Below are 24915 nucleotides of genomic sequence, written 5' to 3' on the forward strand. Positions count from 1 at the left end.
TGCCAAGAACCCACCGGATATGCCTCGGATCGGGGCATGTGCGGGCTGCGGCAACCTGCCCCTTGCTCAAAACTGAACTGCATCGTTTAGTTCAGACACCCGTAAGCCTTCCTAACTCCAACCCCAAGAACCCCAACGGCCTGCCAATGACCCATGTCCGCAAAACCCGCCTGCCCGCCCACGCCCATCTGTGGCAGCATTTCCAAACCGGAGACTTCATCGACTGCTACAGCTGCACCAGCCCGCTGGATGTCCACACTGCCGCGCAGGTGGCAATGACAATGCCCCGATGGTCTCAGACGCTGCTGGAACTGCGCAACCGGATCGTCGCGCCCCTGGGCCTGAAAACCGAGCTGAGCGACGGTCAGGACCACATGTTCCCGCTGACCTTTGAAACCGAAGACGAGCTGAACTTCGGCCTGGACGACTCGCATCTGAATTTCCGGATTGCGGTGATGCGCGCGCAGGGGCAGATTCATATGGCCACCTGGGTGCACCGCAATAATCTGCTGGGCCGGGCCTATCTGCTGGCGGTGATGCCCTTTCATGTCCTGCTGTCGCGCCAGGCCGTCGGCCGGATCGCACAGGCTGCCCCCGCCCCTGCCTAAGCTGCGTTGCACACAGGGCCGATCTGGCCTAAACCGCTGGCACGTAGTCGCAAGAGGCCCCGATGCTGAAAACCCGTATCATCCCTTGCCTGGACGTCGCCGATGGGCGCGTCGTGAAGGGCGTGAATTTCGTCGATCTGGTGGATGCCGGCGACCCGGTGGAATCGGCCAAGGCCTATGACGCCGCCGGTGCGGATGAAATCTGTTTTCTGGACATCCACGCCACCCATGAAAACCGCGGCACCATGTTCGATGTGGTCCAGCGCACGGCCGAGCAATGCTACGTCCCCCTGACCGTGGGCGGCGGCGTCCGCACCGTGCAGGACGTGCGCAACCTGCTGCTGGCGGGGGCCGATAAGGTCAGCTTCAACTCCGCCGCCGTCGCCAACCCCGATGTCGTGGCCCAGGCCGCCGATCAGTTCGGCAGCCAGTGTATCGTGGTCGCCATCGACGCCAAAACCGTGGAAACCGACGCAGACGGCAACGGCACCCGATGGGAGATTTTCACCCACGGCGGCCGCAAACCCACCGGCATCGACGCCGTGGAATTCGCCATTCTGGTCGCTGAAAAAGGCGCCGGGGAAATCCTGCTGACCTCGATGGATCGCGACGGCACCCGCGCCGGGTTCAACCTGCCGCTGACCCGCGCCATTTCCGATGCGGTGGACATCCCCGTGATCGCCTCGGGCGGGGTCGGCACCCTGGATCACCTGGTCGAGGGCGTCACCAAGGGCGGCGCCAGCGCCGTGCTGGCCGCCTCGATCTTCCATTTCGGCGACTACACCATCCGCGAAGCCAAAGACCACATGGCCGCCGCGGGCATCCCCATGAGGATCGAATGACACTCGACGACCTGGCCCAAACCATCGCCGCCCGCGCCGCGGCCGACCCAGATACCAGCTGGACCGCCAAACTGCTGGCCAAAGGCCCCGAAAAATGCGCCGAGAAATTCGGCGAAGAAGCCATCGAAGCCATCATCGAGGCCACCAAAGGCGACAAAACCCGCCTCACCTCCGAGGCCGCCGACGTGCTCTTTCACCTGCTGGTGATGCTGCAATCGCGCGATGTGCCCCTGTCGGACGTGATGGCCGAACTGGCCCGCCGCCAGGGCACCTCGGGCCTCGCAGAAAAAGCCGCCCGCACATGATCCGCCACGTGGTGTTCTTCTCGGCCCGCGATCCCAAAGACCGCGAAACGGTCTATGACGGGCTCTCGCTGCTCTCGGGCATCCCCCACGCATCCCACTTTGAAATCGGCCGCAATCTGAACACCGATCCAATCCCCGGCCCGCAGGTGGATTTCATCGTCTACGCCGAATTCAAGGACGAAACCGCCCTGGCCGCCTTCAAGGCCCACCCGCTCTACGAACGCTCCATCCAGATCGTCCGCCCCCTTCGGGATCTGCGCATCTCCGCCGATTTCCTCACCTGAGCCCGCCGCTTCTTTTTGACAAAAATACTCCGGGGGAGCCGTTGAAGATCGCAGAGCTTCAACGGCGGGGGCTGGCCCCCTCCTCACAGCTTCGACGAAATCACCCCGGTCGCGAACCCGCCCATACGCAGTTCACCGAACAGACGCTGATACTCGATCTTCGGGCAGCGGTTCATGATCACATCCACCCCGCGCGCGCGGGCTTTAGCGGCGGCCTCGGGGTGCTCTACCCCGATCTGCATCCAGATCGTCTGTAGCTCGGGAAAGGCCTCCAGCGCCTCGTCCACGATGGGCGGCACCGCCTCCGAGCGGCGAAAAATATCCACCATATCCACCCCGCCCTCAATGTCGGACAGGCTGGCGCGCACGGTCTGACCGAACAGCGTTTTACCCGCATGGCCGGGATTGACCGGAATAACCGTATAGCCCTTCAGCCCCAGATAGCGCGCCACGTAATAAGACGGGCGCACCGCGTTCATCGACACGCCCACAACGGCCACCCGCCGCGTGCGCTTCAGAATCGTTTTCAGATGATCATCGGTATACTGTTCGCTCATGCCTTAGCGTTAGCCTGCCGCGGGCCTTCTGCCTAGCCATCGGCGCATAAAAAAGCACCTCGGGGTCAGCCCGAGGTGCCAGTCGCGGAACGAGGGACAGTGAATGAAGCGCGAGGGTTCCGTCCCCGCGGCTCTGATACTCATGTAGGATCGCATGATCGCTATGGAAGAGTGTGTAAAGAACCTGTGAACAACGCGTTAACAGCGCCCCGATTCCCTAGCCCCGCGCCGCATAAAGCGCGACTGCCGCCGCGTTCGACACATTGAGCGAGCCAAACCCCCCCGCGAAATCAATCCGCACCAGCGCATCGCAGGTCTCGCGGGTTTTCTGGCGCAGCCCCGGCCCCTCGGCCCCCAGCACCAGCGCGACGGGGCGGTCGGTCTTGCCCTCCAGCGCGGTCTCGATCGTCTGCTCGGCCTCGCCGGCCAGGCCCAGCACGATATAGCCCATCTGCTGCAACGCCTCGATCCCATCGGCCAGATTGCGAATCCGCAGATAGGGCTGACGCTCCAGCGCGCCGCTGGCGGTTTTCGCCAAAGCCCCGGTTTCGGGCGCCGAATGATGCCGCGTGCCGATCACCGCACAGGCGCCGAACACCTCGGCCGAGCGCAGAATCGCGCCCACGTTATGCGGGTCGGTCACCCGGTCCAGCAGCACCACACGCGGTGCCAGCCCCGGTTTGCCCACGCAGACATCCTGCAAGCGCCCCCAATCCAGCGGCTTGACCTCCAGCGCGGCCCCCTGATGCACCGAATTGGAATCAATCGGCACGTTGAATTTGCGCGGATCCACCACTTCGGGCGTCATCCCGCTGGCGGTAATCGCCTCGGCCAGCTTGTCCTGCGCGTTTTTTGTGACCACCAGGCGCAATTTCTGCCGGTTCGGGTTCATCAGCGCATCGCGCACCGCGTGCAGGCCGAACATCCACACGGTTTCCGCCGCCGAGGCCTTCTTTGCCTGCTCTTTTTCGACGACCCATTTGGGCTTTTTCATCGCGCTGATCCCCATGAATTGCGTTGCGCGCGTTAATGCGCCTCCTAACCGGCATCTGCAAGGAATTTTCCTGTTGACGCCCCTGCGCGACGCTTGTAATCACCCCCCCACGTTCTGAGGCAATGCCGCAGACACGGGCGACGGGCTGCAAGGTGCGGCAGCGGACTGTAACTCCGCCGAGGAGACTCATGCCTGGTTCGATTCCAGGGTCGCCCACCATTCTTCCTTTTCTACATCAAAGCTCGCTAAGCACCTGAAGGATCAGGTCAAATCATCCGCTCGTATCGTTCCGTCGCGCGTACCCTATGGCTGACGTTTTCCCCGTTGTACTGTCCTGCCCGTGCCGCAGGGCTATGACGCCGGGCAGAGCGGCTGGGCCAGCGACGGGCTGCATCCTGCCGCCAAAGGCTACAACGCGCTTTCACAGCAACTGATCGGACATTTGAGCCCGCTTCGCCCCGCCGGCTAAGCCCGAGGCAGTCAGGGGATCAACACCTGATTGCGCTGATAGCTAGCGAAATCGACGCTGGTGTCATCCAAGAACACCTCGACATCCACGGTCTGCACGGATTTGGGCGGCAACCCCATGATCGGCATCGCCTCGTTGCCCAGCAGGGCGTTGGGCGCGGCCATATCCATGTGGCAGGGCGGCATCGGATAGGGCTGCATCGGGCCTCCGTTCACCGAGTAACGAATGCCGCTCAGCCCGCAGCGCCAGGACAGGAGCTGCGTAAAGTAAATAATGTCCTGACCGTCATATTCCCGCACAGCAATCCATTGCGATTTGGTGGCGGCCAGGATCGGTTTGACCTCGGTCGCGGTGGTGAATTTGCCGGTCGGGGTCTGATCCTCGGCCACCGGCGCAGCCTGCGCAGGCTCCGAGACCGTTGCCGAGGCCGTTTCCGGGGCGCCCCCCGTTACGACAGCCTGTACCTTCGGCGCCGAAATCGCCGCCCTTTCCGAACCGCTGCTCTGCATTCCTCCGGTCGCCGCCGCGATCACGAACAAAATCATGTCCAGCATTTGACAATTCCTTTTCTTTCAAATCAGGTTCTTATGCCCCATACTGCCCCAAAACGGGGCCACATAAATGGCGGGCAGGTTCGAGTATGACCTCTGAGACGGCAAAAAGCCAAGCATTCAATATCGTGATCATCGGCCAGGCCAACCGCCTGCAATACGAGGCCGTCCTGTTCGCCGCCTCATTGCGGCTGACCAACCCCGATTTCGCCGGCCGCCTGATCGTGGCCACACCGCAGGACGGCCCGCTCTGGTCCAGCGCCCCTACCCTGCGCAACAAGGCCGTGATCGCCCTGCTTCAGGAACTGGGGGCCGAAATCATCCCCTTTGCCACCCCCGAATTCGGCGAAGGCTACCCCAACGCCAACAAAATCCAGGCCCTGCTGGCCATGCCCGAAGGCGAACCCTTCGTCTTTTTCGACACCGACACGCTGGTGCTGGACGATCTGGCCCGCGTGCCCTTCGATTTCAACCGCCCCACCGCCTCTCAGCAGGTCGAAGGCACCTGGCCCAAAATCGAGCTTTACGGCCCCGGCTACACCGACACCTGGAAATCGCTCTACGATAAGTTCGGCCTGGATTTCGAAAGCTCGCTGGACCTCAGCCAGCCCGATGAATACTGGCGCCGCTATCTCTATTTCAACGCGGGCTGGTTCTTCTACAAATGCCCCCGCGCATTCGGCGAACGCTACCTGGATTACGCCACACAGATCCGCGATAACGCCCCGCCCGAACTGGTCTGCCAGCCGCTCTGGCCCTGGCTCGATCAGATCGCCCTGCCCCTGGTGATCCACAGCTTCGGCGGCGGGCGCAACACCCTGCCCACCGGCCTGCTGGATGACCAGATCACCTGCCACTACCGGCTCTTCCCCCTGCTCTACGCCCGCGAAAACGACCGCGTGATCCAGATCCTCGAACAGGCCGCCGCCCCTCACCACATCAAAAAGGTGCTCAAACAATACGACCCGATCAAATTCATGGTCTACCACGGCCGCGGCGCCAAAACCCGCGCGCTCTTTGACCAGGAAAACCTGCCCCGCCGCGAACAGGGCATCCGCAAAATCATCAAAGCCAACGGCTTCTGGATGCGCTGACCCGCCCGCTTCTTTGCTCTTTAAATACTCACTTCCACCGCTCGCCACGCCGCCCGGCGCTCAGGGCGCAAACACCCCGTCCCAGTCGCCCCCCCCTCGAACCGAAGGCGGGATCCCGAACTCCACCCAGGTTTTGGCGCTGCGCCCCTCGGTTGCGCCCAGCAGCGCAGCATGAAATTCCCGTGCCCTTGCAGGTTCCGGACGTTGACTGCCCGATGAAAGGCCGAGCGCATCAAATCCCCCTCGCCGTCGCTTTGCGATTGTCGCTTATTCTGAGATGCCCTATCCAAGTCGGCAATAGTGCAACAAACGAATTGCTTTTCAGGAGGAGACCCCATGACAGACGCCCCCAGCTACGGTTTTGACACGCTGTCCATCCACGCAGGCGCCCGGCCCGATCCGGCCACCGGCGCGCGTCAGACCCCGATTTACCAGACCACGGCCTATGTGTTTCGCGACGCCGATCACGCCGCCGCGCTGTTTAACCTCCAAGAGGTCGGCTATATCTATTCGCGCCTGACCAACCCCACCGTGGCCGTCCTGCAAGAACGCATCGCCACGCTTGAGGGCGGCGTGGGCGCGGTGTGCTGCTCGTCCGGCCATGCGGCGCAGATCATGGCTCTGTTCCCGCTGATGGCTCCGGGGCGCAATGTGGTGGTGTCCACGCGTCTCTATGGCGGCTCGATCACGCAATTCAGCCAGACCATCAAGCGCTTCGGCTGGTCCGCCAAGTTCGTCGATTTCGAGGACATGGAGGCCGTCGCCGCCGCCATCGACGAAGACACCCGCGCCGTGTTCTGCGAATCCGTCGCCAACCCCGGCGGCTATGTCACCGATCTGCCCGCCGCCGCGCAGGTGGCCAGCGACGCCGGCCTGCCGCTGATCGTCGATAACACCAGCGCCACGCCGTACCTGTGTAATCCGATCGCCCATGGCGCCACGCTGGTCGTCCATTCCATGACGAAATACCTGACGGGCAACGGCACCGTGACGGGCGGCGTTGTGGTGGACAGCGGCCGGTTCGACTGGTCCGCCAGCGATAAATTCCCCTCGCTGTCGCAGCCCGAGCCCGCCTATCACGGCCTGAAATTCCACGAGACCTTCGGCCCGCTGGCCTTTACCTTCCACGGGATTGCCATTGGTCTGCGCGATCTGGGCATGACCCTGAACCCGCAGGCGGCCCATTACACGCTGATGGGCATCGAAACCCTGTCCCTGCGGATGGAGCGCCACTGCGAAAACGCGCTGAAAATCGCGCAATGGCTGGAAAACGACGACCGGATCGAGGCCGTGACCTACGCCGGTCTGGAAAGCTCGCCCTATTATGACCGTGCCAAGGCGTTGTTCCCCAAAGGCACCGGCGGTCTGTTCACTGTTGCGCTCAAGGGCGGCTATGACGCCTGTGTCGAACTGGTCGGCAAGCTAGAGCTGTTCAGCCATGTGGCCAACCTGGGCGATACGCGCTCGTTGATCATCCACCCGGCCTCGACCACGCACCGCCAGCTGACCGAGCAGCAGCAGATCGCCGCAGGCGCTGGCCCCAATGTGGTGCGGATTTCCATCGGGATTGAAAACGCCGAGGATCTGATCCGCGATCTGGACGCCGCACTGCCGCGCTAAGTCATTGAAACTGAACGGCGCGAGGCCACCCCCGCGCCGTTCACAGGTTACTTCAGCTCAATCACCAGGGTCACGGACTGGCTGATGTTCAGCTCGCCTTCGGCGATTGGGACGGACTCGGCCATATCCGCCGCCATCCGCATTTTGGGCGCGCTATATCCCCCGTTCTCCGAGATTTGCAGCACATCGCCCAGGCTGGCCCCGGCGGCCTGGGCATAAAGCCCCGCCTTGCGCAGCGCATCCGCCACCGCGTCTTTGCGCGCGGCATCCTGGGCCTCTTGTGGCTGTGACAGCGCGAATTGCAGCCCCGAGAACTGGTTCGCCCCATCCTGCACCACCGCCCCCAGAACCGCGCCCAGTTTCGGCAAATCACGCACCCGCACGGACATCGACAGCCCCGCGCGGAAGCCCTCGATCTCCATCGGTCCGGCATCCTTGCGCCGGGTGTAGATCGGCGACAGGGTCACGCTGCTGGTCTGCACATCGCGCGCCGCAATGCCCATCGTGGACAGCCGCTCCAGCACATCCGCCGCCGCCCCCGAGGCCCGCGCCATCGCCCGCGCCGCGTCCTTATCCTGATGCGTCACCCCCAGCGAAATCACCGCCATATCCGGCGCCATCTGCACCGTGCCCTCTCCGGTAACGGTGATCTGACGCTGTATTTCGTCGGCCATGGCCGGCAGCGCGGCCCCCATTAAGGCAATCATCAAAGCAATGCGTTTCATCGAAAACTCCTTTTCGTTACCGTTCCAGAATGGCGGAAATTCCCCCTGCGACAACAATCACATATTTGTTTTCCTTCCACTCGGCGGGAAGCTGCTATAACCTGCGCGCCAAACGGTGCGGGACTCCCGCAGGGCCGCACGGAATGGTATTGCAAATCGTATGAAACCCAATTTCGCCCTGACCTTTTCCTCCGAAGGCCTCCGGCTGCTGCAACGCGCGCCGTCGGGCTGGCTGTTGGTGGGGGCTGTCGGGTTCGATTCTCAGGATCTGGCGGCGCAGATGGCCGATTTGCGCGCCGCAGCGCAGCGTATTGACCCGGCCCCGCTGCGCACCAAACTGGTGATCCCGAACGATCAGATCAGGTTCATGACGGTCCCCTCGGCCGCCAGAACCGAAGCCGAAGCCGAAGACGAGGCCGCCCGCGCCCTGGACGGTGCCACGCCCTATGCGGTTTCCGAGCTGCGGTTCGACTGGGCGATGGATGACGGGCAATTGTACCTGGCTGCCGTCGCGCGCGACACTCTGGCCGAGGCCGAGGCCTTCGCCAACGAGCACGGTTTTGCCCCGGTCAGCTTCGTCGCGCAGCCCGAACCAGCCACCTTTGCCGGCGAGCCGTTTTTCGGGGTGACGAAATCGGCCAAGAGCCTGCTGGACAACACCGCGAATGTGACGCGCGATTTGCAGCCGATTCATGTGATCGGCCAGGCAGACATTCCCGCGCCCGCGCCTGCCCCGCCTCCAGAGCCCCTGATTCTGGCGAATGAAGAGCCCCCTGCGCCGCCCGAAACAAAAAGCACCGTCCTGCCGCCCGAGCCGGGCCCGGACGCCCCCCCCGTCACCTTTGCCAGTGTGCGGGCCCATCGCGCGCCTACATCAGCGCAGCCCGGCGCCCCCCAGACAAAACCTCTGGGCACGGGCCCAGCTGCCGGAAAATCCGACGATCAGCCTGCGGCAAAGCCACCTGCCCGCAAGCTGAATCTGGCTGCCCCAATCGCCGCGCCCCAAACAGCACCGCTTAAGCCCGCAGCCGCCGACACTCCGAAGCCCGCCCCCCAAAAAAGCGCCCGTGCGCCTTTGGGGAAATCGCAGAAAAAGCCCCTCAGAGAACCCATTGTGATCGGCGGCAAGCCCAAGCATCTGGGTTTAATTCTGACCGCTATCCTGTTGCTTTTCCTTGCTATTATGGCGGCAACTGCGTCTTTGATCAGTCCGGATGGGCTGGCGGGTCTGCTGGGCCGAGACACAGAACAGGTGATCGCGCAGCAACCCGCGCCCACCAACGAGGCAACCGCCGAAGAGCTGGCCGAGGCAGCCGATGTCGAACCCGCCGGTGACGTCTCCGAAGGGGAAAACGCAGTTGCCCAAACCGATCCGGTTTTGCTGCCCGACACGCCCGCCCCCCTGTCCCCGAAGGCCGCCGAGCAGCACTATATCACCACCGGAATCTGGCAGATCGCGCCCGCCCAGCCCGCAGCCCCCGCAGCGCAAGCCGATGCAGACCTGTATCTGGCCTCGGTCGATCCGACAGTCAGCACGGTGGATGCGATTGCCCTGCCCGATATCGGTGTCCAGCACGATCATCCTCCGAACGAGCGCCTGAACCCGGTGGCCGCCGGCACCAGCTATGACTTTGACGCGCGCGGCCTGGTCCGCGCCACGCCAGAGGGCGCAATCAGCCCCGATGGCGTGCTAATTTTCGCGGGCAAACCGCCGCTTTTGCCACCGCAAACCCCAACGCGTTTTGACAACACGCCCGGCACCCAGGAAATTACCCGGCTGGCAGAACGGCGCCCACGCGTCAGACCCGGCAACCTGCAAGAAAACGTCGAGCGCGAGCAACTTGGCGGGCGAACCCGATCCGAGCTGGCAGCCCTGCGTCCCAAATTGCGCCCTCAAACCGACAAGCAGAAGGCCGAGGAAGACGAAACCCCGACCGCACAGGCTGTCGCGCTCTCACTGAAACCCAGGCCCCGCCCCTCTGGCTTCAGCAAGATCGTAAAGAACACCGATCGCACGCAGGTCGAAACCCGCACGGCGGCTGTGGCCCCGTCTATCCCTTCCTCTGCGTCGGTGGCCCGGCAGGCCACGGTCAAGAACGCGCTGAACCTGCGCCAGGTGAATTTGATTGGCGTTTATGGCAAACCCTCGGATCGGCGCGCTTTGGTACGTCTATCCACCGGACGTTATAAAAAGGTTAAAATCGGAGACCGCATTGACGGCGGCAAAGTGGCCGCAATCAGCGATACCGAACTGCGCTACGTCAAAAACGGGCGCAATGTGGTGCTGAAAATGCCGCGCGGCTGAATGAATGGGCATTGAGGGTTTGTTAACCCCTCCGTGCCAATCTGCCCCGCATGTTCCTATTCTTGTTTCTTCTGCTCAGTCTCAGCTATGTGATCTGGTCCCCTGTGCACCAGGCCGCTGACTGTCGCGTTACGCCTAAAACAGGGCGGCCAAGGCCCAGGCCCCTGCCGCCCTAGCGATCTGCTGCGATCACTCTGCGGCGATCTCTCCGTTTTCGATCTGTTCGCGCTCGATGGATTCGAACAGGGCCTTGAAATTGCCCTCGCCGAAGCCGTCGTCGCCTTTGCGCTGGATGAACTCAAAGAAGATCGGCCCGATCACAGTTTTCGAGAAAATCTGTAGCAAAATCCGGGTTTCACCACCATCGACAACACCCTCGCCATCAATCAGAATGCCGTGTTTCTGCATTCGATCCAGCGGTTCATCATGACCTTGGACGCGGGTTTTAGACAGTTCGTAATAGGCTGCATTCGGGCCTGGCATGAAGTGAATGCCACGTTCAGCTATTGCATCCGTCGCACTGTAGATGTCTTCAGAGCCCACGGCGATATGCTGTATTCCCTCGCCGCGATATTTCTTCAGATAGGCAACAATCTGGCCGGTTTCCCCGCGATCCTCGTTGATCGGAATGCGGATACGCCCACAGGGCGAGGTCAGCGCGCGGCTGAACAACCCGGTATATTTGCCTTCGATGTCAAAGAAGCGGATTTCGCGAAAATTGAACAGATCCTCGTAGAATTTGAACCACTTATCCATGTTCCCCCTGAACACATTATGGGTCAGGTGATCCAGATAGTAGAACCCAACGCCCTTGGGCTTGGAACGGTCCAGCCAGTCGAACTCGGCGTTGTAGGGTGAGGTATCGTGATACTGATCCGTGAAATAGATCAGGCTGCCGCCGATCCCTTTGATCGCCGGCCAGTCCAGGGTTTTATCGTCGCTGGTATAGGGTTCGGCCCCTTTTGAAACCGCGTGTTCGAACGCCTTCTGCGCATCCACCACGCGCCAGCCCATCGACGCGGCGCAGGGGCCGTGAGCCTCCGCGAAATGGCTGGCGAAACTGTTCGGCTCGTTATTCAGGATATAGGTGATATCGCCCTGCTGCCACAGTTCCACATCCTTGGATTTGTGGTGCGCCACCCGCGCATAGCCCATCCGGGCAAACAAATCGCGCAGCGCCTCGGGGTCGGGATGGGCAAATTCGACAAATTCGAACCCATCGGTTCCGGCGGGGTTTTGCGGGGTGATCTGCGCCTGCGGCGCATCATGTGGGAACGGTCCCATTGGCTCCTCCTGTTCTGCTGCTCATAGGGTAAAAGCTGTCCCGCCGGTTTTTTGCGCATTTTGAGAAGAAATATGGCGTTGCCATGCGGCAATGTTGCGCTATTTTTACAAAAAACGCGGAAAACACGCATATGCTGGATGAAACGGACAAACGGCTTCTGGCCGAGCTGCAAAAGAACGCACACTTGACCTCGCAAGAGCTGGGCGAGGTGCTGAATCTGTCCCCCAGCCAGGCGGGCCGGCGGCGTCAGCGGCTGGAGGCCGAAGGCTATATCCGCGCCTATGCGGCCAAGCTGACTCCGCAGAAACTGGGCCTGACGGTTCAGGCCTTTGTGCAGGTCCAGATGGTGACCCACGGCCCCGAAGAGGCGCGCCAATTTGCCCGGCTGGTCGAGCTGCGCCCCGAGGTGATTTCTGGCTGGACGCTGACGGGCGAGGCCGATTACCTGCTGCGGGTTTTCTGCGAGGATCTGTCCGCGCTGAACCGGCTGATCCACGAATTCCTGCTGCCGCATCCGGCGGTCGCCCGTGTCCAAAGCCAGATCGTGATGGACCAGTTCAAACACGACGCCCCCCTGCCCTGTTAAAGGATCTCTGATGCAATCTTTCTTGTTCCAAGCCTCGATCTATCTGGCCGCCGCCGTGATCGCGGTGCCCTTTGCGGCGCGGCTGGGCCTGGGCTCGGTGCTGGGGTATTTGACCGCGGGCATCCTGATCGGCCCGGTGTTCGGCCTGGTCGGCAGTGAAACGGTCGATCTGCAACATTTCGCCGAATTCGGCGTGGTGATGATGTTGTTCCTGATCGGGCTGGAGCTGGAGCCGCGTACGCTGTGGGACATGCGGCACAAACTATTGGGGCTGGGCGGGTTGCAGGTGGCATTAACCACCCTGGCGGTGATGGCGGGCGCGTTGGTTCTGGGCCAGGCACTGCCGCAGGCGCTGGCGATCGGGCTGATCTTTTCGCTGTCCTCAACCGCGATCGTGCTGCAAACTCTATCGGAAAAAGGCCTGATGCAGACGGGGGGCGGGCGCTCGGCTTTTTCGGTGCTGCTGACGCAGGATATTGCGGTCATTCCGATGCTCGCGCTACTGCCACTGCTGGCCGTGACCCCGGCCGCCGTCCTGCGCGAGGACGGCTCTATCGCGCGCGCCAAGGATGTTGAGCACGGCCATGACAACGCGCTGTCCCTGGTCGAGGGGCTGCCCGCCTGGGGCGTGACGCTGGTCACGCTGGGCGCGGTGGCGGTGATCATTCTGGCCGGCATTTACCTGACACGCCCGGTGTTCCGCTACATTCACCACGCCCGCCTGCGCGAGATGTATACCGCGCTGGCCCTGCTGATCGTTCTGGGGATTGCCTTCATCATGAATGCTGTCGGGCTCTCGCCCGCGCTGGGGACGTTCCTGGCCGGTGTCGTGCTGGCCAATACCGAATTCCGGCACGAGTTGGAGAGCGACATTCAACCCTTCAAGGGCCTGCTGCTGGGCCTGTTTTTCATCACCGTGGGCGCGGGGATCAACTTTGCCATGCTCACGGATAATCCTGGGCCGATCCTGGCCATGACGGCGGCGCTGATCCTGCTGAAGGGGCTGATCCTGTTCGGCCTGGGCTCGCTTTTCAGGCTGCGCGGCCGCAATCGCTGGCTGTTCACGCTGTCGCTGGCGCAGGCGGGGGAATTTGGCTTTGTGTTGCTGTCCTTTGCCAAACAGACCCATGTTCTGACCGCCCCGCTGGCAGAGCGGCTGCTGATGGTGGTGGCCCTGTCGATGCTGGCCACGCCGCTTTTGTTCATTCTCTACGATTGGCTTTCGCGCCACATTGCAGATGACAAACCCGAAACCGAGGCAGACACAATCGACACCCAAGGCCCTGTGATCATTGCCGGAATTGGCCGCTTTGGGCAAATCGTGAACCGTCTGGTGCAGTCCAGCGGGTTCAAGACCGTGGTGCTGGACCACGATATGGAGACCATCCAGCTGATGCGCCGGTTCGGTTTCAAGGGGTTCTTTGGCGATCCCACGCGGCCTGAATTGCTACACGCCGCCGGGCTGAAAGAGGCGCAGGTTCTGGTGGTTGCGCTGGACAGCCCCGAGGCCTCGGTGCGGCTGGTAAGCTTTGCCCGGCGCGAACGGCCCGATCTGCACATCATCGCCCGCGCCCGCGACCGCAACCACGTGTTTGCGCTCTATCAGGCGGGGGCGAATGATATTGTCCGCGAGATGTTCGACAGCTCGCTCAGGGCGGGGCGCTATGTGCTGGAAAACATTGGGCTTTCGGAATACGAAGCCGCCCAGGCCGAGAAGGTGTTTTACCATCATGATCGCGAGGCGATCCGCGATCTGGCGCAGCTGTGGGATCCGACAATCCCCGCGTCCAAAAACGACGCATATGTCAAACGCGCGCTGGAACTGGACAAAGAGCTGGAGGCCGCATTACAAGCACAACTGGACGCGCGCGCCGAGGAAAAACCATAGTCAACGCAACAGGTTAACGGGAATTCCCCCGGCACGGAACATACGGGACTACCCGTCAGAGACCCCGGCCTCGGCGAAGGTCGCCATTCCCGAATGGCACGCGATCGCCCCTTGCAGAATGCCGATGGCCAGCGCCGCCCCCGAGCCCTCGCCCAGCCGCAACCCCAACGACATCAGCGGCACCTTGTCCAGCGCGTTCAGCAGCCGCGGATGGGCGGCCTCGGCGCTGACGTGCCCGGCCACGCAATGATCCAGCGCGCCGGGGGTGGTTTTGGCAAGACAGGCCGCAGCAGCGCAGCAGATGAACCCGTCCAGAATCACCGGAATACGCAAAGAACGCGCCCGCGCGATGGCCCCCGCCATGCCGGCCAATTCACGCCCGCCCAGGCAGCGCAGCGCATCCAGACCGTCACGGATATTGGCCGCGTGCAGCGCTTCGCCTGCGCGCACAACGCGGGTTTTGGTGGCCAGGCCGGCATCGTCCACGCCGGTTCCGCGCCCGGCCCAATCGGCCGCATCGCCTCCGAACAGGGCCAGCGCCAGCGCCGCCGCCGAGGTGGTGTTGCCGATGCCCATTTCCCCGGTCACCAGCAGATCGGCGTCGGGGTCAACGCTGTCCCAGCCCGCTTGCAGCGCCTCCAGCAGCTCGGCCTCGGTCATTGCCGGGGCTTGGGTGAAGTCGGCGGTGGGCGTTTCCAGCGACAGCGCGTGCACATCCATGCGCGCGCCAAAGGCCTTGGACAGCTGGTTGATCGCGGCGCCGCCATGTTGGAAATTCAACACCATCTGATGGGTCACCTCGGCCGGAAAGGCCGAAACCCCCTGCGCCGTTACCCCGTGGTTTCCTGCAAAAACAATAACCTGCGGGGTTTCAAGCGCCGGACGTGCCGTGCCGCGCCAGCCCGCATACCAGATCGCCAGATCCTCAAGCCGGCCCAACGCGCCCGGCGGTTTCGTAAGCTGCCCATTGCGGGCCTCGGCCTCTTTGCGGGCCTCGTGGTCGGCGGCGGGGGCCTGGGCCAGAACGGCGCGGAATGCATCCAGCGTGGCAAAGCTCTCGGTCATGTCTGTGGTTCCTTCCTGTCGGTATTGCGGCTGTGTTTAGCGCAATGGTAACGAGGAGCAAGAGAACAAAAAGGCAGCCTCATGAGCGAAAACGACCAATCCGGATTTCAGGCGCGCGATATCGCCGTGGCGCTGGCCCTGCTGACCCGCCTGCCCCTGCATCTGCCCGATCGCGCCTATGCCAGACGAGCGGCGGCGTGCTGGGCCTATCCGCTGGTCGGGCTGGTCGTGGGCGGGCTGTCGGGCGTGGTTGCGGCCGCTTTGGTAGGGGTCGGGCCGGGGCTGGCGGCGATCGCGGCCATCGGGGTGACGGTGGTCCTGACCGGCGCCATGCATGAGGACGGGCTGGCCGATGTTGCCGATGGTTTCTGGGGGGGATGGGATCGCGCCCGCCGGCTAGAGATCATGAAGGACAGCCAGATCGGCACCTATGGGGTGATGGCCCTGCTGCTGGGGTTCGCGCTGCGCTGGTGGGCGCTGGAGCAGCTGTTTACCGCCGGGCATATCCTGAATGTCACGCTGGGCGTGGCCGTTCTATCGCGCGGAGGCATCCCTTTGCTGATGCGCTGGCTTCCTGCGGCCCGCACGGACGGGCTGAGCCGTTGGGTCGGGCGCCCCGGCATATTGGCCGTCCTGCTGGGCGCTTTCTTGTCCGTGGCCCTGGGGCTGGTCTGTCTGGGCCCCGCCGCGGTGCTGGTCATTGCGCTGCAACTGGCCTGTCTGGGCGGTCTGGCCCTGCTGGCCCATCGCAAGATCGCAGGCCAGACCGGCGATGTTCTGGGCGCGGCGCAGCAGGTCTCGGAAATTGCGGCGCTGATCGTGCTGGCTGCGCTGGTTCTGGCCTAGGCGCTAAGCTTCATCAGCATCATGCCCGCCACGATCAGCCCGGCGGCGGCCAGCCGCATGGGGCTGACGTCCTCGGAATACAGAAATATCCCCGCCACGAAGGCACCGATTGCGCCGATCCCCGTCCAGACCAGATAGGCCGTGCCCAGAGGCAGGCTCTTCATTGCGACGCCCAGGATGTAGAAGGACACCGCCGCCGTCACCACCGTCACAAGGCTGGGAATCGGAGCGGTGAACCCTGCGGAGTATTTCATGGTGGTGGCCCAGACGGCCTCAAGCAGCCCGGCCACAACCAAGAGAATCCACGCCACGCCCGTTACCCTTCGGCAAAGATGCCCGGCGAGGTCGGCGCGCCGTCGTCATGGCGTGCCAGATACTCGACGATCATCTGCTGGTTCACCGCAAAGCCTTTGTAATCGGCCAGATCGGGGTCAATGTCGCGCAGCACCCGGTGCAGGCGGCGGCCCCATTTGGGCTGAGTGCACAGATCCTCGAGGTTGGCCAGATAGCAGCGGATCGGAAAGGCCAGCGCATTCGAGCGCGGCAACCGCCAGAACGTCTGTAGCTCGACCCGCAGGAACTGTTTCTGCCCGACGTTTTCAGGCGTGATCGTCCGCTTTTCAGGCCCCCATTTGTGATAGTTTTCCGGGCTGGTATCCAGGCGCGGGTTCACCGTCATCGTCCAGTTCAGGCGGCGATAGGGCTGTTCCTGCGTCACTGCCAGCAGGAATTTCAGCGCCTTATCGAAAACGCCCATGCCCTTGGCCTTGGGCACCGGGGCGTGCCATTCGAAGAAGTTCATACCCACGTCGAAATCCAGGGACCAATCGGCCTGCGAGGTCACCATTCCGGCATCCAGCCAAAGGTTCCCATCCCGTTCATGCAACACCGCGAAATCGCCCTGCGCCTGGCGGGTGATATATTCCATCGGGCCATAGGGCAGCGTGCTGGCATCCAGAAAGGTAAAGCGCTGATCAATCCCCAAGGGCCGGTTGATCCAGTGCCAATTGTCCCCATCCCGCGTCAGGGAAAACAGCTCTGGGTAATCCCGCGCCTTGGACACCATGATCAGTTCCAGCAGATCCCAGCCAGCCAGCTCCATATGCGGCAGCGACTGGCAGCGCATCGGATCCTCGGCCAGGGTGATCGCCCGGTCCTGCATTTCCGCGACATAGTGTTCGTCCACGTCAAAGGCATAGGCAAAGGGGCTGCCCGCTGGCCCGCCGGGATGCTGCTCGATATTGACCGAGTACATGTAACTGTCCTGATCGAAGGGAAACGGAAAGCGCGCGATTGCGGCCTTCGAATTGTGATAGGTGTAATCCCCGCGAAAGGTTTCATCGTTGAATTGCATGGTCATTGTGTTTCTCCTCAGAGATCGAGTTCCAGCCGCGTGCCCTTGAACCGGGACATGCAGGGCATGATCTTTTGCTGGGCGGCGCGATCGTCCTCGCTGAGCCAGTGGTCATTGTGCAAAATGCGCCCCTCGCAGGATGTCACGGCGGTTTCACAGCGCCCGCAGGCCCCGCCCCGGCAGGAATACTCGATGGGGATTTCGGCGGCCTCCAGCGCCTCCAGCAGGCTTTGATCGGCACCCACGGGAACCGTTTGCCCGGTCGAGGCAATCGTGACCTCAAAGGCCTCGCCGGGGGGCGGGGCAGCGAAGGCTTCGGAATGTACGGCAGTGCCCGGCCAGCCCAGACGCGCGGCCTGATCGGCCACAGCGTCGATCAGGCCCTGAGGGCCGCAGGTATAGACATGCGTGCCCAAAGGCTGCCCGGACAGGATCGCGCCCAGGTCCATGCGGCTGCCCTCGTCCGAGATATGGATGTGCACATGGGCGGCCTGGGGCAGCAGCGCCAGCCCGGCGGCCTCGGCACGCGAGCGAGCGGCATAGTGCAGCTCATAGGGTTGCTGGACGCGCTCCAGCTGGCGCAGCTGCGACAAAAACGGGGTGATGCCGATGCCGCCGCCGATCAGCACATGTTTGCGCGCCCGCAGATCCAGCGCGAACAGGTTGGCCGGCATCGACACGGTGATCTGATCGCCCTCGGCCACCTGGCTGTGCATATAGCGTGACCCGCCCCGGCCCGTATCCTCGCGCCGGACAGCGATTTCATAGCCGGACCCATCGTAAGGGTCTGAAATCAGGGAATAAGAGTTCCGCCGGATCAGCCCGTCCTGCGGCATTTCCACGGTGATATGCGCCCCGCCCGAGAACACGGGCAGCGCCGCGCCATCGGGGGCTTCGAAGCGGAACCGCTTGACCAGAGGCGACAGGGCCTCGACTTCGGTGACTTTCAGCGCCAGTTTGCTCATGGTTGAATCTCCACGGTCTGGGGGATTTCTCCGGGGGTTTCGGCATCCACGCAGACGCCCTGAAACACACCCAGCCGGCGCGAGAAATGATCGCGCACGAACAGCGTCAGCCCACAGTGAGAACAGGTGAACGGATCGGTGGTGACGTCCTCGGTGATGCCTTTGCAATGGACGCATTGCATCCGCCGTCCGATGGGGCCGCGATGTTCGGCCTGGATCGCGTCCAGCGGCAGATCGGCCTGCATCGCCAGCGCGCTGACCTGCCCGATCAGCCCTTCGGAGCCAGCCAGATACAGCTGCGTGCCCATCCGTGCCTCGGCCAGAAGCTGCGCGATCAGGGTGGTGGCGGTCGGCGCGTCGGGCGCTTCGTGCAGGGCGGCGGGCTTTTGATCGGCCATCTGCGCCGCGTGAGGGGGCGTGGCCGCAATCAGCAGCACATGCGCGTTATCCAGCACCGAGGCATCCGCGCGCACCAGATCCAGCAGCGCCGGCGCACCGGCGTCATCGGCCACCATCAGGGCCGGCGCCGCCCCGCGCGAGAGCAGCGGCGCATAGGTCGGACGCGAGTCGATTGAGGGGGAAAATTCAGTGTTTGGCATGGGGCGAACCGTGGACTTTCCTAAGTTTCGTGAAAACGGGCGGGCACTGGGATGCGCCCGCCCCGGCGGCACTTAGCCTTTGGCTGTGCGGCGTTTTTTGTCGACGTCATAGAAGGGCATCGGGGCGGCGGTGGCCGCGACCTCGGCACCGTCGATCATCACGGTCAGGGCCGTCCCCGGCACCGCGCAGTCCACGGGCATCCGGGCGATCCCGACGTTGTGTTCGTTCAGCGGCGAATACATGCCGATGGTGACGATCCCGACGGGGCTGCCATCCTTCAGCAGGGGCGCGCCTTCGGGGGCGGGCGTGGTGCCCTCCAACTTGACGCCGTAGATCTTGAAGCGCTCTTTGCCCTTCAGGCGGTAATGTTCCTCGGCCCCGCGGAAGCCGGTTTTGCCGGGCGAGACGGTGAATTCCAGGCCCAGTTCCCACAGGGTGTCGCCGGGGCCCTGGTCCTCGAACGGGTACATTTCCGAGTTATCGTAGGGATAGAACAGCAGATAGCTTTCGGCGCGCAGCCAATCGAGCGTGGTAAACCGCGTGGGGATGATGCCCATCTCGGCACCCTCGGCCACGATCGTGTCCCAGATTTCCACGGCATCGGGGCGGCGGCAGAAAATCTCGTATCCGCGCTCGCCAGTATATCCGGTGCGCGAGATCATCACCGGCTTACCGAACAGAGTGGTCTGCATCTGGCTGAAATAGGCCAGATCACGGATACCAGGCACGTGTTTTTCCAGATAGTCCACGGCCAGCGGCCCCTGAAGGCTGATGTCATGCAGATCGTCGTCAAAGATCAGCGCCACATTGCGCCCGGCGGCATACATGGACAGCTGTTCGTGCCCTGCGCCCGAGCCATGCACCACCATAAAGCTGTGCGGCCCCATGCGGTAGATCACGCAATCATCTACGAATTTGCCCGCGTCATTGAGCATGGTCGCATAGGTGGACCGGCCCGGTTTGAGCTTTTCAATATTGCGCGTGGTGGCCTTATCAATCACGTATTGCGCGTGCGGGCCCATCACGTGGACTTTCTTCAGACCCGAGACATCCATCACGCCCGCCTTGGTGCGGATGGCCAGGTATTCCTCGGTCTGGTCCTTGTCATAGCTCCAGGCGGTGCCCATGCCGCTCCAGTCTTCCAGATCCGAGCCAAGCGCCCGGTGCCGGTCCGCCAATGCGGAAAATCTCCAAGATGCGATCATTATTTTGTCCTTAGGGTCGGTAATTCTGATGGTTGGGTCGGCCCCGGCGACATGGGGATTGGCCGCCGGGACGTGGGACAGGGCGCAGCCGCCCTGCCCTTGAAACCGCTTGGGCGGTTACTTTTTCGGGGTCTTGTAGGCGTGTTCCTCGTGCCGCCAGCCAAAGACAATCGCGACAACGATCATCACCAGGCAGATCAGCAGCCACAGGCCCTCGACCGAGCCGTATCCGGCATAGATGGCGCCCGTGATGCCATCCCAGGTGGTTGCTTCAAAAGGTGCTTCCATTGGTTTATCCTTTCCTAGGTTGGATCATTCAGCCGGGCTGACCGAGGGGTGCAGCGCTTCGGGATAGGCGTCGGCGGGGACTTTGACCTTGTCCAGGCCCAGGATTTCCGCCTCTTCGGGGACGCGCAGCTGGCCGGTGGCCTTCAGGATGAAGGACACGACATAGCCCGGCACAAACCCCAGCAGACCCATCACGATCGCGCCAACCAGCTGGCCCGTGAACGAGATGGTGATGACGTCCTCGCCGAACATGGCCGGATAGCCTTGGGCGGCGATCCCGACAGCGATCAGACCCCACAGCCCCAGGAACCCGTGCACGGCAAAGGCGCCCACGGCATCGTCAATGCCCATCTTTTCAATGAACGAGGCGACGAACGGCATCATCACAGCGCCCAGGAAACCGATGGCAAAGGCCATGGGCGGATACCACAGGTCCAGACCTGCCGCGCAGGAAATGATCCCACCCAGAGCGCCCGACATCATCCAGAACGGATCACGCGTAACCATCCAGGCCCCGATGATACCGCCGGCAAAGCCCATCAGCGTGTTGAACGTCATGCCCGAAATCGTCATCGGGGTGCCGTAGATGGTGCCCTCGATGGTGTTCGACCAGCTCCAGGCCTCGCCCGGAACGATCACGCAGCCCATCAGGAAGCCCCAGAAACCGGCGATGATCAGCATCAGGCCAATCAGGGTCATCGGCATCGAGTGGCCGGCAATCGCATTGGCGCTGCCATCGGGGTTAAACTTGCCAACCCTCGGCCCCAGATTGATCAGCACACCCAGCGTAAAGAAGCCCGCGATCATGTGGACCACGCCCGCTGCGCCGAAATCGTGGTAGCCGAACTTGGTGACCAGCCAGCCATCCGAATGCCAGCCCCAGGCGCCCGCCAGGATCCAGACGAAAGCGCCCAGAACAATGGCCAGCACGACAAAGCCGGTCAGCTTGATCCGCTCGATCACGCCGCCCGACAGGATCGAGGCCGTGGTGGCGGCAAACAGCACGAAGGCCCCCCAGAACACGCCCGAGGCGCGGTCATCCAGGTTGGGGCCCATATATTGGCTCCAGGGCAGGGCCACGTCGTTGGCATAGGTCAGGCCCGAGATACCCATGGCGCCCTCGGACAGGGTCAGCCCCGTGGGGAAGGCCCAGTAGATCCACCAGCCGATGAAGTAGAAGAAGGGAACGATCATCGCAAAGGCGAGGATGTTCTTGATGCCCGAGGCCAGCGCGTTCTTCGACCGCGACGCCCCCATTTCATAGGCAAGGAACCCCGCATGGATCAGCACCATGAGAGGGATCGTCAGATAATAAAAAGTTTCGGCAAAAGTACCGTTCGTGCCGGCAGCATTTGCCTTCAGCTCGGCCACCGCTTCGGCCAAAGAGGCAATTTCCTGTTCCAAGTCGTTCTCCCTGTTGTGAAGGTGACTTTCATTCAAAGCCAGTCTTTTTGGTTTGAACCAATTATTTCAACTGGCTCACTCAGCACCCACAGAAGAGGGATTCAATCACTTGTGGTCAAACTTTTTTCCTCTGAGGAATTATGAAGCGCCGCTTTTTTAGGTCAAACCCCCACGAGATTTCCCACGAAAGCTGAATTTGTAGGCGCGGGCGCGATCTGCCGCGCCAATACAGCAGAGCATATGGCGCGTTCCTCCGGGGCATTCCGGCACATCGCACGAGGGATTCGCAGCCGTTCTTAGCGCGTTTTGTCCGTGATTTTTGATCGGTTAATTGGTTGGACCAATCAATCTTCCTGCAACAGGAAACGCTGATCCTCGATCAAGGCAAGCTTCATGAATTCGCAGGCTTCCTCGATGTCGCGCGCGGCGATGGCGTTGAACAGACCGTTATAGCCACGCTGATAAATCGCGATCCGCGCCGGGGTCAGATGGCGCCGATACATGGCCGCGCGGAAGGATTGCCGCCGCGCATCAATCACCAGATTATAGCAGGCCACCAGCAGCGGATTGCCCGTGCCTTCGGCGATCAGACGGTGAAAATCCTCTTCCAGGCGCATAAAAGCAGCGGCATCGGCCTGCACGGCCTCTAGTTTCGACAGCACCGCCGAGAGCCCCTCGATCTGGCGCGGCGACATGTTCACAACCGCCAGGCGCACCATTTCCGGCTCCAGAATGCCGCGAACCACCTGTAGCTGCAATGGCCCGGTATCGGCGGCCACGGGCGATACCGCCTGCGACGCCCCATCCGGATTATACGTCACGAACGAGCCCGATCCGGCCCGCCGCCGGATCATACCTTTGACCTCTAATTGGTCCAATGCCTCGCGTACCGTGTTCCGCGCCACCCCCAGATCCTGCGCCAATTGCCGCTCAGATGGCAGGCGCTCTTCGGTGGCGTATTCCTGGGTGACGATACGGGTGGTCAGCGTCTCGATCACATAGCGCGCAGTCGCCCCAGGGGCCGAAGGAACAGAGGCGGACGGAGACGTGGAATTGGGCAAGAGGCTGGTCCTTTGGTCAAAAAACCCGGTGGGCGCCTTCTGTGATAGACCAATTCACCACAATTGGTCCAGCCCCTGCCCCGCACGCACGACAAAACAGGGCACATGCATCATGCGCCCTGTCGGGAATTCGCAAAAAATCAGAAGGCTCAGCCCATCCGTTCGGACGAATAACTGCCCGGAGAAGCCTCGAACACCACGGTCTTGTTTCCGTTCAGGAACACCCGGTGATTGGCGTGCGCATGGATGGCGCGGGCCAGAACCGAGGCCTCGACATCGCGGCCCAGGCTGACGTAATCCTCGGGGGATTGGGCGTGGCTGATCCGGACGATATCCTGCTCGATGATCGGGCCCTCATCCAGATCCGCGGTCACGTAATGCGAGGTCGCCCCGATCAGTTTCACCCCGCGCGCATAGGCCTGTTTATAGGGGTTCGCCCCCTTGAAACTGGGCAGGAAAGAATGGTGAATATTGATGATCCGACCCGACATTTTCTGACACATCTCATCGCTGAGAATCTGCATATAGCGGGCCAGAACGATCAGCTCGGCCTCGGTGTCCTCGACCACGCGCATGATGGCGGCCTCGGCCTCGGGCTTGTTTTCCTTGGTCACTTTGATGCAGTGGAACGGGATGTCGTTATTCACCACAACCTTTTGATAATCCATGTGATTCGAGATCACAGCCACGATTTCAATCGGCAGCGCACCGATTTTCACGCGATACAGAAGATCGTTCAAACAATGGCCAAAACGGCTGACCATGATCACGACTTTCATCTTTTCGCTTTCGTCGTGGAAGGCAAAGCGCATCCCGAATTCAGCCGCAATCGGGGCGAAAACCTCGGTCAGCGCGGCCAGATCGGCCCCGGTTTCGGGCACAAAGCTGATGCGCATGAAAAACTGGCCCGTCCCCATGTCATCATATTGCGAACTGTCCGAGATATTGCAGCCCTGATCGGCCAGAAAGGTGGCAATGGCCGCAACGATTCCACGCGTGGATTCGCAGGTCACTGTAAGACAAAGTTTCGACATTTCATTCTCCGGTCGAGGGCCAGCCCCCCTGGCATTTGGCCCTGAAGTGTTTGTTTTATTTCGTTATTGTTGGACTTTTAAACGGTCAGCCCCTCTGGCTCTGTCAGGCCATTGGCGCGGCAGCAGGCGGTCAGGGTGTTGGCCAGAAGGCAGGCGATGGTCATTGGGCCGACGCCTCCGGGTACCGGGGTGATCGCCCCGGCCACCGCCGCGCAGCTGGCGAAATCCACGTCGCCCACCAGCCGGGTTTTGCCCGCGCCCTTTTCCGGAGCCGGGATCCGATTGATGCCCACGTCAATCACCGTGGCGCCCGGTTTGATCCAGTCGCCCGGCACCATTTCGGGACGGCCCACCGCCGCCACCACGATGTCCGCGCCCCGCACCACACCGGGCAGATCGCGCGTGCGGCTATGGGCGATCGTCACCGTGCAGCTGTCGCCCAGCAGCAGCTGCGCCATCGGTTTGCCGACGATATTGCTGCGCCCGATCACCACCGCGTTCAGCCCCGACAGGCTGCCATGATGCGCGCGCAGCATCATCAGGCAACCCAGCGGCGTGCAGGGCACCATCGCCTTTTGCCCGGTGCCCAGCAGCCCCACATTCGAGATATGAAACCCGTCCACATCCTTGGCCGGGTCGATGGCGTTGATCACCAGATCCTCGTTCAGATGCGCCGGCAAGGGCAGCTGCACCAGAATCCCGTGTACCTCAGAATCGGTGTTCAATTGGTTAATCAGCGCCAGAAGATCCGCCTCGGACGTGTCGGCGGGCAGTTTGTGCTCATAGGAATTCATGCCCACTTCGACGGTCATTTTCCCCTTCGAGCGCACATAAACCTGGCTGGCAGGATCCTCGCCCACCAGCACCACGGCCAGGCCCGGCGTGATCGCGTTTTCCTCTTTCAGCCGCGCAACATGCTGCGCAACGCGCCCACGAACATCCAAGGCAAACGCCTTACCGTCGATGATAGTTGCGGTCAT

General features: G+C 62.4%; 26 protein-coding genes and 1 tRNA gene. 11 read left to right on the plus strand and 16 right to left on the minus strand.

Annotated elements, in window-relative coordinates; all coding sequences use genetic code 11:
* The first annotated feature begins 146 nt into the window (after positions 1-146).
* From ACP15O_RS15765 to ACP15O_RS15780, 4 genes are all read left to right on the plus strand, one after another.
* Positions 147-608 carry a DUF2867 domain-containing protein gene (locus ACP15O_RS15765; protein WP_425097081.1) on the plus strand — a complete coding sequence of 154 codons (462 nt, stop codon included), beginning with the start codon at positions 147-149 and terminating at the stop codon, positions 606-608.
* A 62-nt stretch (positions 609-670) separates the two neighbouring features.
* The gene (gene hisF, locus ACP15O_RS15770) at positions 671-1450 is read left to right on the plus strand and encodes an imidazole glycerol phosphate synthase subunit HisF (RefSeq protein WP_425097082.1); all 780 of its coding nucleotides are present in this window, start codon (positions 671-673) and stop codon (positions 1448-1450) included.
* Positions 1447-1755, plus strand: coding sequence for a phosphoribosyl-ATP diphosphatase (locus ACP15O_RS15775; RefSeq protein ID WP_425097083.1), 309 nt, complete (start codon positions 1447-1449; stop codon positions 1753-1755). The genes hisF and ACP15O_RS15775 overlap by 4 nt, the downstream gene beginning before the upstream one ends.
* Positions 1752-2039, plus strand: coding sequence for a Dabb family protein (locus ACP15O_RS15780; RefSeq protein WP_425097085.1), 288 nt, complete (start codon positions 1752-1754; stop codon positions 2037-2039). Before ACP15O_RS15775 ends, ACP15O_RS15780 begins: the two co-directional genes overlap by 4 nt.
* Positions 2040-2122: 83 nt before the next feature.
* Here ACP15O_RS15780 and ACP15O_RS15785 read toward each other — a convergent pair whose 3' ends face one another.
* Both ACP15O_RS15785 and rlmB read right to left on the minus strand, forming a co-directional pair.
* Positions 2123-2596, minus strand: a complete 474-nt coding sequence (locus ACP15O_RS15785) for a CoA-binding protein (RefSeq protein WP_425097087.1) — start codon at positions 2594-2596, stop codon at positions 2123-2125.
* A gap of 217 nt (positions 2597-2813) precedes the next feature.
* Entirely contained in the window at positions 2814-3590 is a 777-nt protein-coding gene (gene rlmB / locus ACP15O_RS15790) for a 23S rRNA (guanosine(2251)-2'-O)-methyltransferase RlmB (protein WP_425097088.1), read from the minus strand.
* A 135-nt stretch (positions 3591-3725) separates the two neighbouring features.
* Between rlmB and ACP15O_RS15795 the strand changes: the two genes are divergently transcribed.
* Positions 3726-3809, plus strand: a tRNA-Tyr gene (locus ACP15O_RS15795).
* Between the two features lie 261 nt (positions 3810-4070).
* On the opposite strand, the gene ACP15O_RS15800 is transcribed toward ACP15O_RS15795, so the two are convergent.
* Entirely contained in the window at positions 4071-4613 is a 543-nt protein-coding gene (locus ACP15O_RS15800; RefSeq protein ID WP_425097089.1) for a hypothetical protein, read from the minus strand.
* Positions 4614-4699: 86 nt separating this feature from the next.
* Between ACP15O_RS15800 and ACP15O_RS15805 the strand changes: the two genes are divergently transcribed.
* Complete coding sequence (locus ACP15O_RS15805; RefSeq protein WP_425097090.1) at positions 4700-5704, plus strand: hypothetical protein; 1005 nt, start codon at positions 4700-4702, stop codon at positions 5702-5704.
* 336 nt (positions 5705-6040) lie between these two features.
* Entirely contained in the window at positions 6041-7324 is a 1284-nt protein-coding gene (locus ACP15O_RS15810) for an O-acetylhomoserine aminocarboxypropyltransferase/cysteine synthase family protein (protein WP_425097091.1), read from the plus strand.
* A gap of 47 nt (positions 7325-7371) precedes the next feature.
* On the opposite strand, the gene ACP15O_RS15815 is transcribed toward ACP15O_RS15810, so the two are convergent.
* Positions 7372-8049 carry an SIMPL domain-containing protein gene (locus ACP15O_RS15815; protein WP_425097092.1) on the minus strand — a complete coding sequence of 226 codons (678 nt, stop codon included), beginning with the start codon at positions 8047-8049 and terminating at the stop codon, positions 7372-7374.
* 160 nt (positions 8050-8209) lie between these two features.
* On the opposite strand from ACP15O_RS15815, the gene ACP15O_RS15820 reads away from it, so the two are divergent.
* Positions 8210-10354, plus strand: coding sequence for a hypothetical protein (locus ACP15O_RS15820; RefSeq protein WP_425097093.1), 2145 nt, complete (start codon positions 8210-8212; stop codon positions 10352-10354).
* Positions 10355-10543: 189 nt separating this feature from the next.
* Here ACP15O_RS15820 and hppD read toward each other — a convergent pair whose 3' ends face one another.
* Entirely contained in the window at positions 10544-11638 is a 1095-nt protein-coding gene (hppD, locus tag ACP15O_RS15825) for a 4-hydroxyphenylpyruvate dioxygenase (RefSeq protein ID WP_425097094.1), read from the minus strand.
* A 131-nt stretch (positions 11639-11769) separates the two neighbouring features.
* On the opposite strand from hppD, the gene ACP15O_RS15830 reads away from it, so the two are divergent.
* Both ACP15O_RS15830 and ACP15O_RS15835 read left to right on the plus strand, forming a co-directional pair.
* Positions 11770-12225 (plus strand): Lrp/AsnC family transcriptional regulator, encoded by a 456-nt coding sequence (locus tag ACP15O_RS15830; protein ID WP_425097095.1) that lies wholly within the window; start codon positions 11770-11772, stop codon positions 12223-12225.
* A 10-nt stretch (positions 12226-12235) separates the two neighbouring features.
* On the plus strand, positions 12236-14113 hold the full coding sequence (locus tag ACP15O_RS15835; protein WP_425097096.1) for a monovalent cation:proton antiporter-2 (CPA2) family protein: 1878 nt from the start codon (positions 12236-12238) through the stop codon (positions 14111-14113).
* 48 nt (positions 14114-14161) lie between these two features.
* Here ACP15O_RS15835 and cobT read toward each other — a convergent pair whose 3' ends face one another.
* Positions 14162-15178, minus strand: coding sequence for a nicotinate-nucleotide--dimethylbenzimidazole phosphoribosyltransferase (cobT, locus tag ACP15O_RS15840; RefSeq protein WP_425097097.1), 1017 nt, complete (start codon positions 15176-15178; stop codon positions 14162-14164).
* Positions 15179-15259: 81 nt separating this feature from the next.
* Between cobT and cobS the strand changes: the two genes are divergently transcribed.
* A complete protein-coding gene (gene cobS / locus ACP15O_RS15845) occupies positions 15260-16024 on the plus strand; it encodes an adenosylcobinamide-GDP ribazoletransferase (RefSeq protein WP_425097098.1) in 765 nt (254 codons plus the stop codon).
* Here the strand turns inward: cobS and ACP15O_RS15850 are convergent.
* The 10 genes from ACP15O_RS15850 to folD form a co-directional block, all read right to left on the minus strand.
* Entirely contained in the window at positions 16021-16335 is a 315-nt protein-coding gene (locus ACP15O_RS15850) for a DMT family transporter (protein WP_425097099.1), read from the minus strand. The two genes, cobS and ACP15O_RS15850, sit on opposite strands and share 4 nt — an antisense overlap.
* A gap of 5 nt (positions 16336-16340) precedes the next feature.
* Positions 16341-17384, minus strand: a complete 1044-nt coding sequence (locus ACP15O_RS15855; RefSeq protein ID WP_425097100.1) for a heme-dependent oxidative N-demethylase family protein — start codon at positions 17382-17384, stop codon at positions 16341-16343.
* Positions 17385-17395: 11 nt separating this feature from the next.
* Positions 17396-18343 carry a PDR/VanB family oxidoreductase gene (locus ACP15O_RS15860; protein WP_425097101.1) on the minus strand — a complete coding sequence of 316 codons (948 nt, stop codon included), beginning with the start codon at positions 18341-18343 and terminating at the stop codon, positions 17396-17398.
* Positions 18340-18942 carry a dimethylamine monooxygenase subunit DmmA family protein gene (locus ACP15O_RS15865; protein WP_425097102.1) on the minus strand — a complete coding sequence of 201 codons (603 nt, stop codon included), beginning with the start codon at positions 18940-18942 and terminating at the stop codon, positions 18340-18342. Before ACP15O_RS15865 ends, ACP15O_RS15860 begins: the two co-directional genes overlap by 4 nt.
* A 72-nt stretch (positions 18943-19014) precedes the next feature.
* On the minus strand, positions 19015-20148 hold the full coding sequence (locus ACP15O_RS15870; RefSeq protein ID WP_425097103.1) for an aminomethyl transferase family protein: 1134 nt from the start codon (positions 20146-20148) through the stop codon (positions 19015-19017).
* A gap of 117 nt (positions 20149-20265) precedes the next feature.
* Positions 20266-20436 carry a hypothetical protein gene (locus ACP15O_RS15875; RefSeq protein ID WP_425097104.1) on the minus strand — a complete coding sequence of 57 codons (171 nt, stop codon included), beginning with the start codon at positions 20434-20436 and terminating at the stop codon, positions 20266-20268.
* A gap of 24 nt (positions 20437-20460) precedes the next feature.
* Positions 20461-21840, minus strand: a complete 1380-nt coding sequence (locus ACP15O_RS15880; protein ID WP_425097105.1) for an ammonium transporter — start codon at positions 21838-21840, stop codon at positions 20461-20463.
* A 344-nt stretch (positions 21841-22184) separates the two neighbouring features.
* Entirely contained in the window at positions 22185-22901 is a 717-nt protein-coding gene (locus ACP15O_RS15885; protein WP_425097106.1) for a FadR/GntR family transcriptional regulator, read from the minus strand.
* A gap of 149 nt (positions 22902-23050) precedes the next feature.
* The gene (gene purU, locus ACP15O_RS15890) at positions 23051-23935 is read right to left on the minus strand and encodes a formyltetrahydrofolate deformylase (RefSeq protein WP_425097107.1); all 885 of its coding nucleotides are present in this window, start codon (positions 23933-23935) and stop codon (positions 23051-23053) included.
* A 77-nt stretch (positions 23936-24012) separates the two neighbouring features.
* Positions 24013-24915 (minus strand): bifunctional methylenetetrahydrofolate dehydrogenase/methenyltetrahydrofolate cyclohydrolase FolD (folD, locus tag ACP15O_RS15895; protein WP_425097108.1); only part of this gene is annotated, 903 nt, incomplete at its 5' end.

It is taken from the genome of Youngimonas ophiurae (nom. illeg.) (assembly GCF_049803795.1).
In the GTDB taxonomy this organism is placed as follows: domain Bacteria; phylum Pseudomonadota; class Alphaproteobacteria; order Rhodobacterales; family Rhodobacteraceae; genus Thalassobius.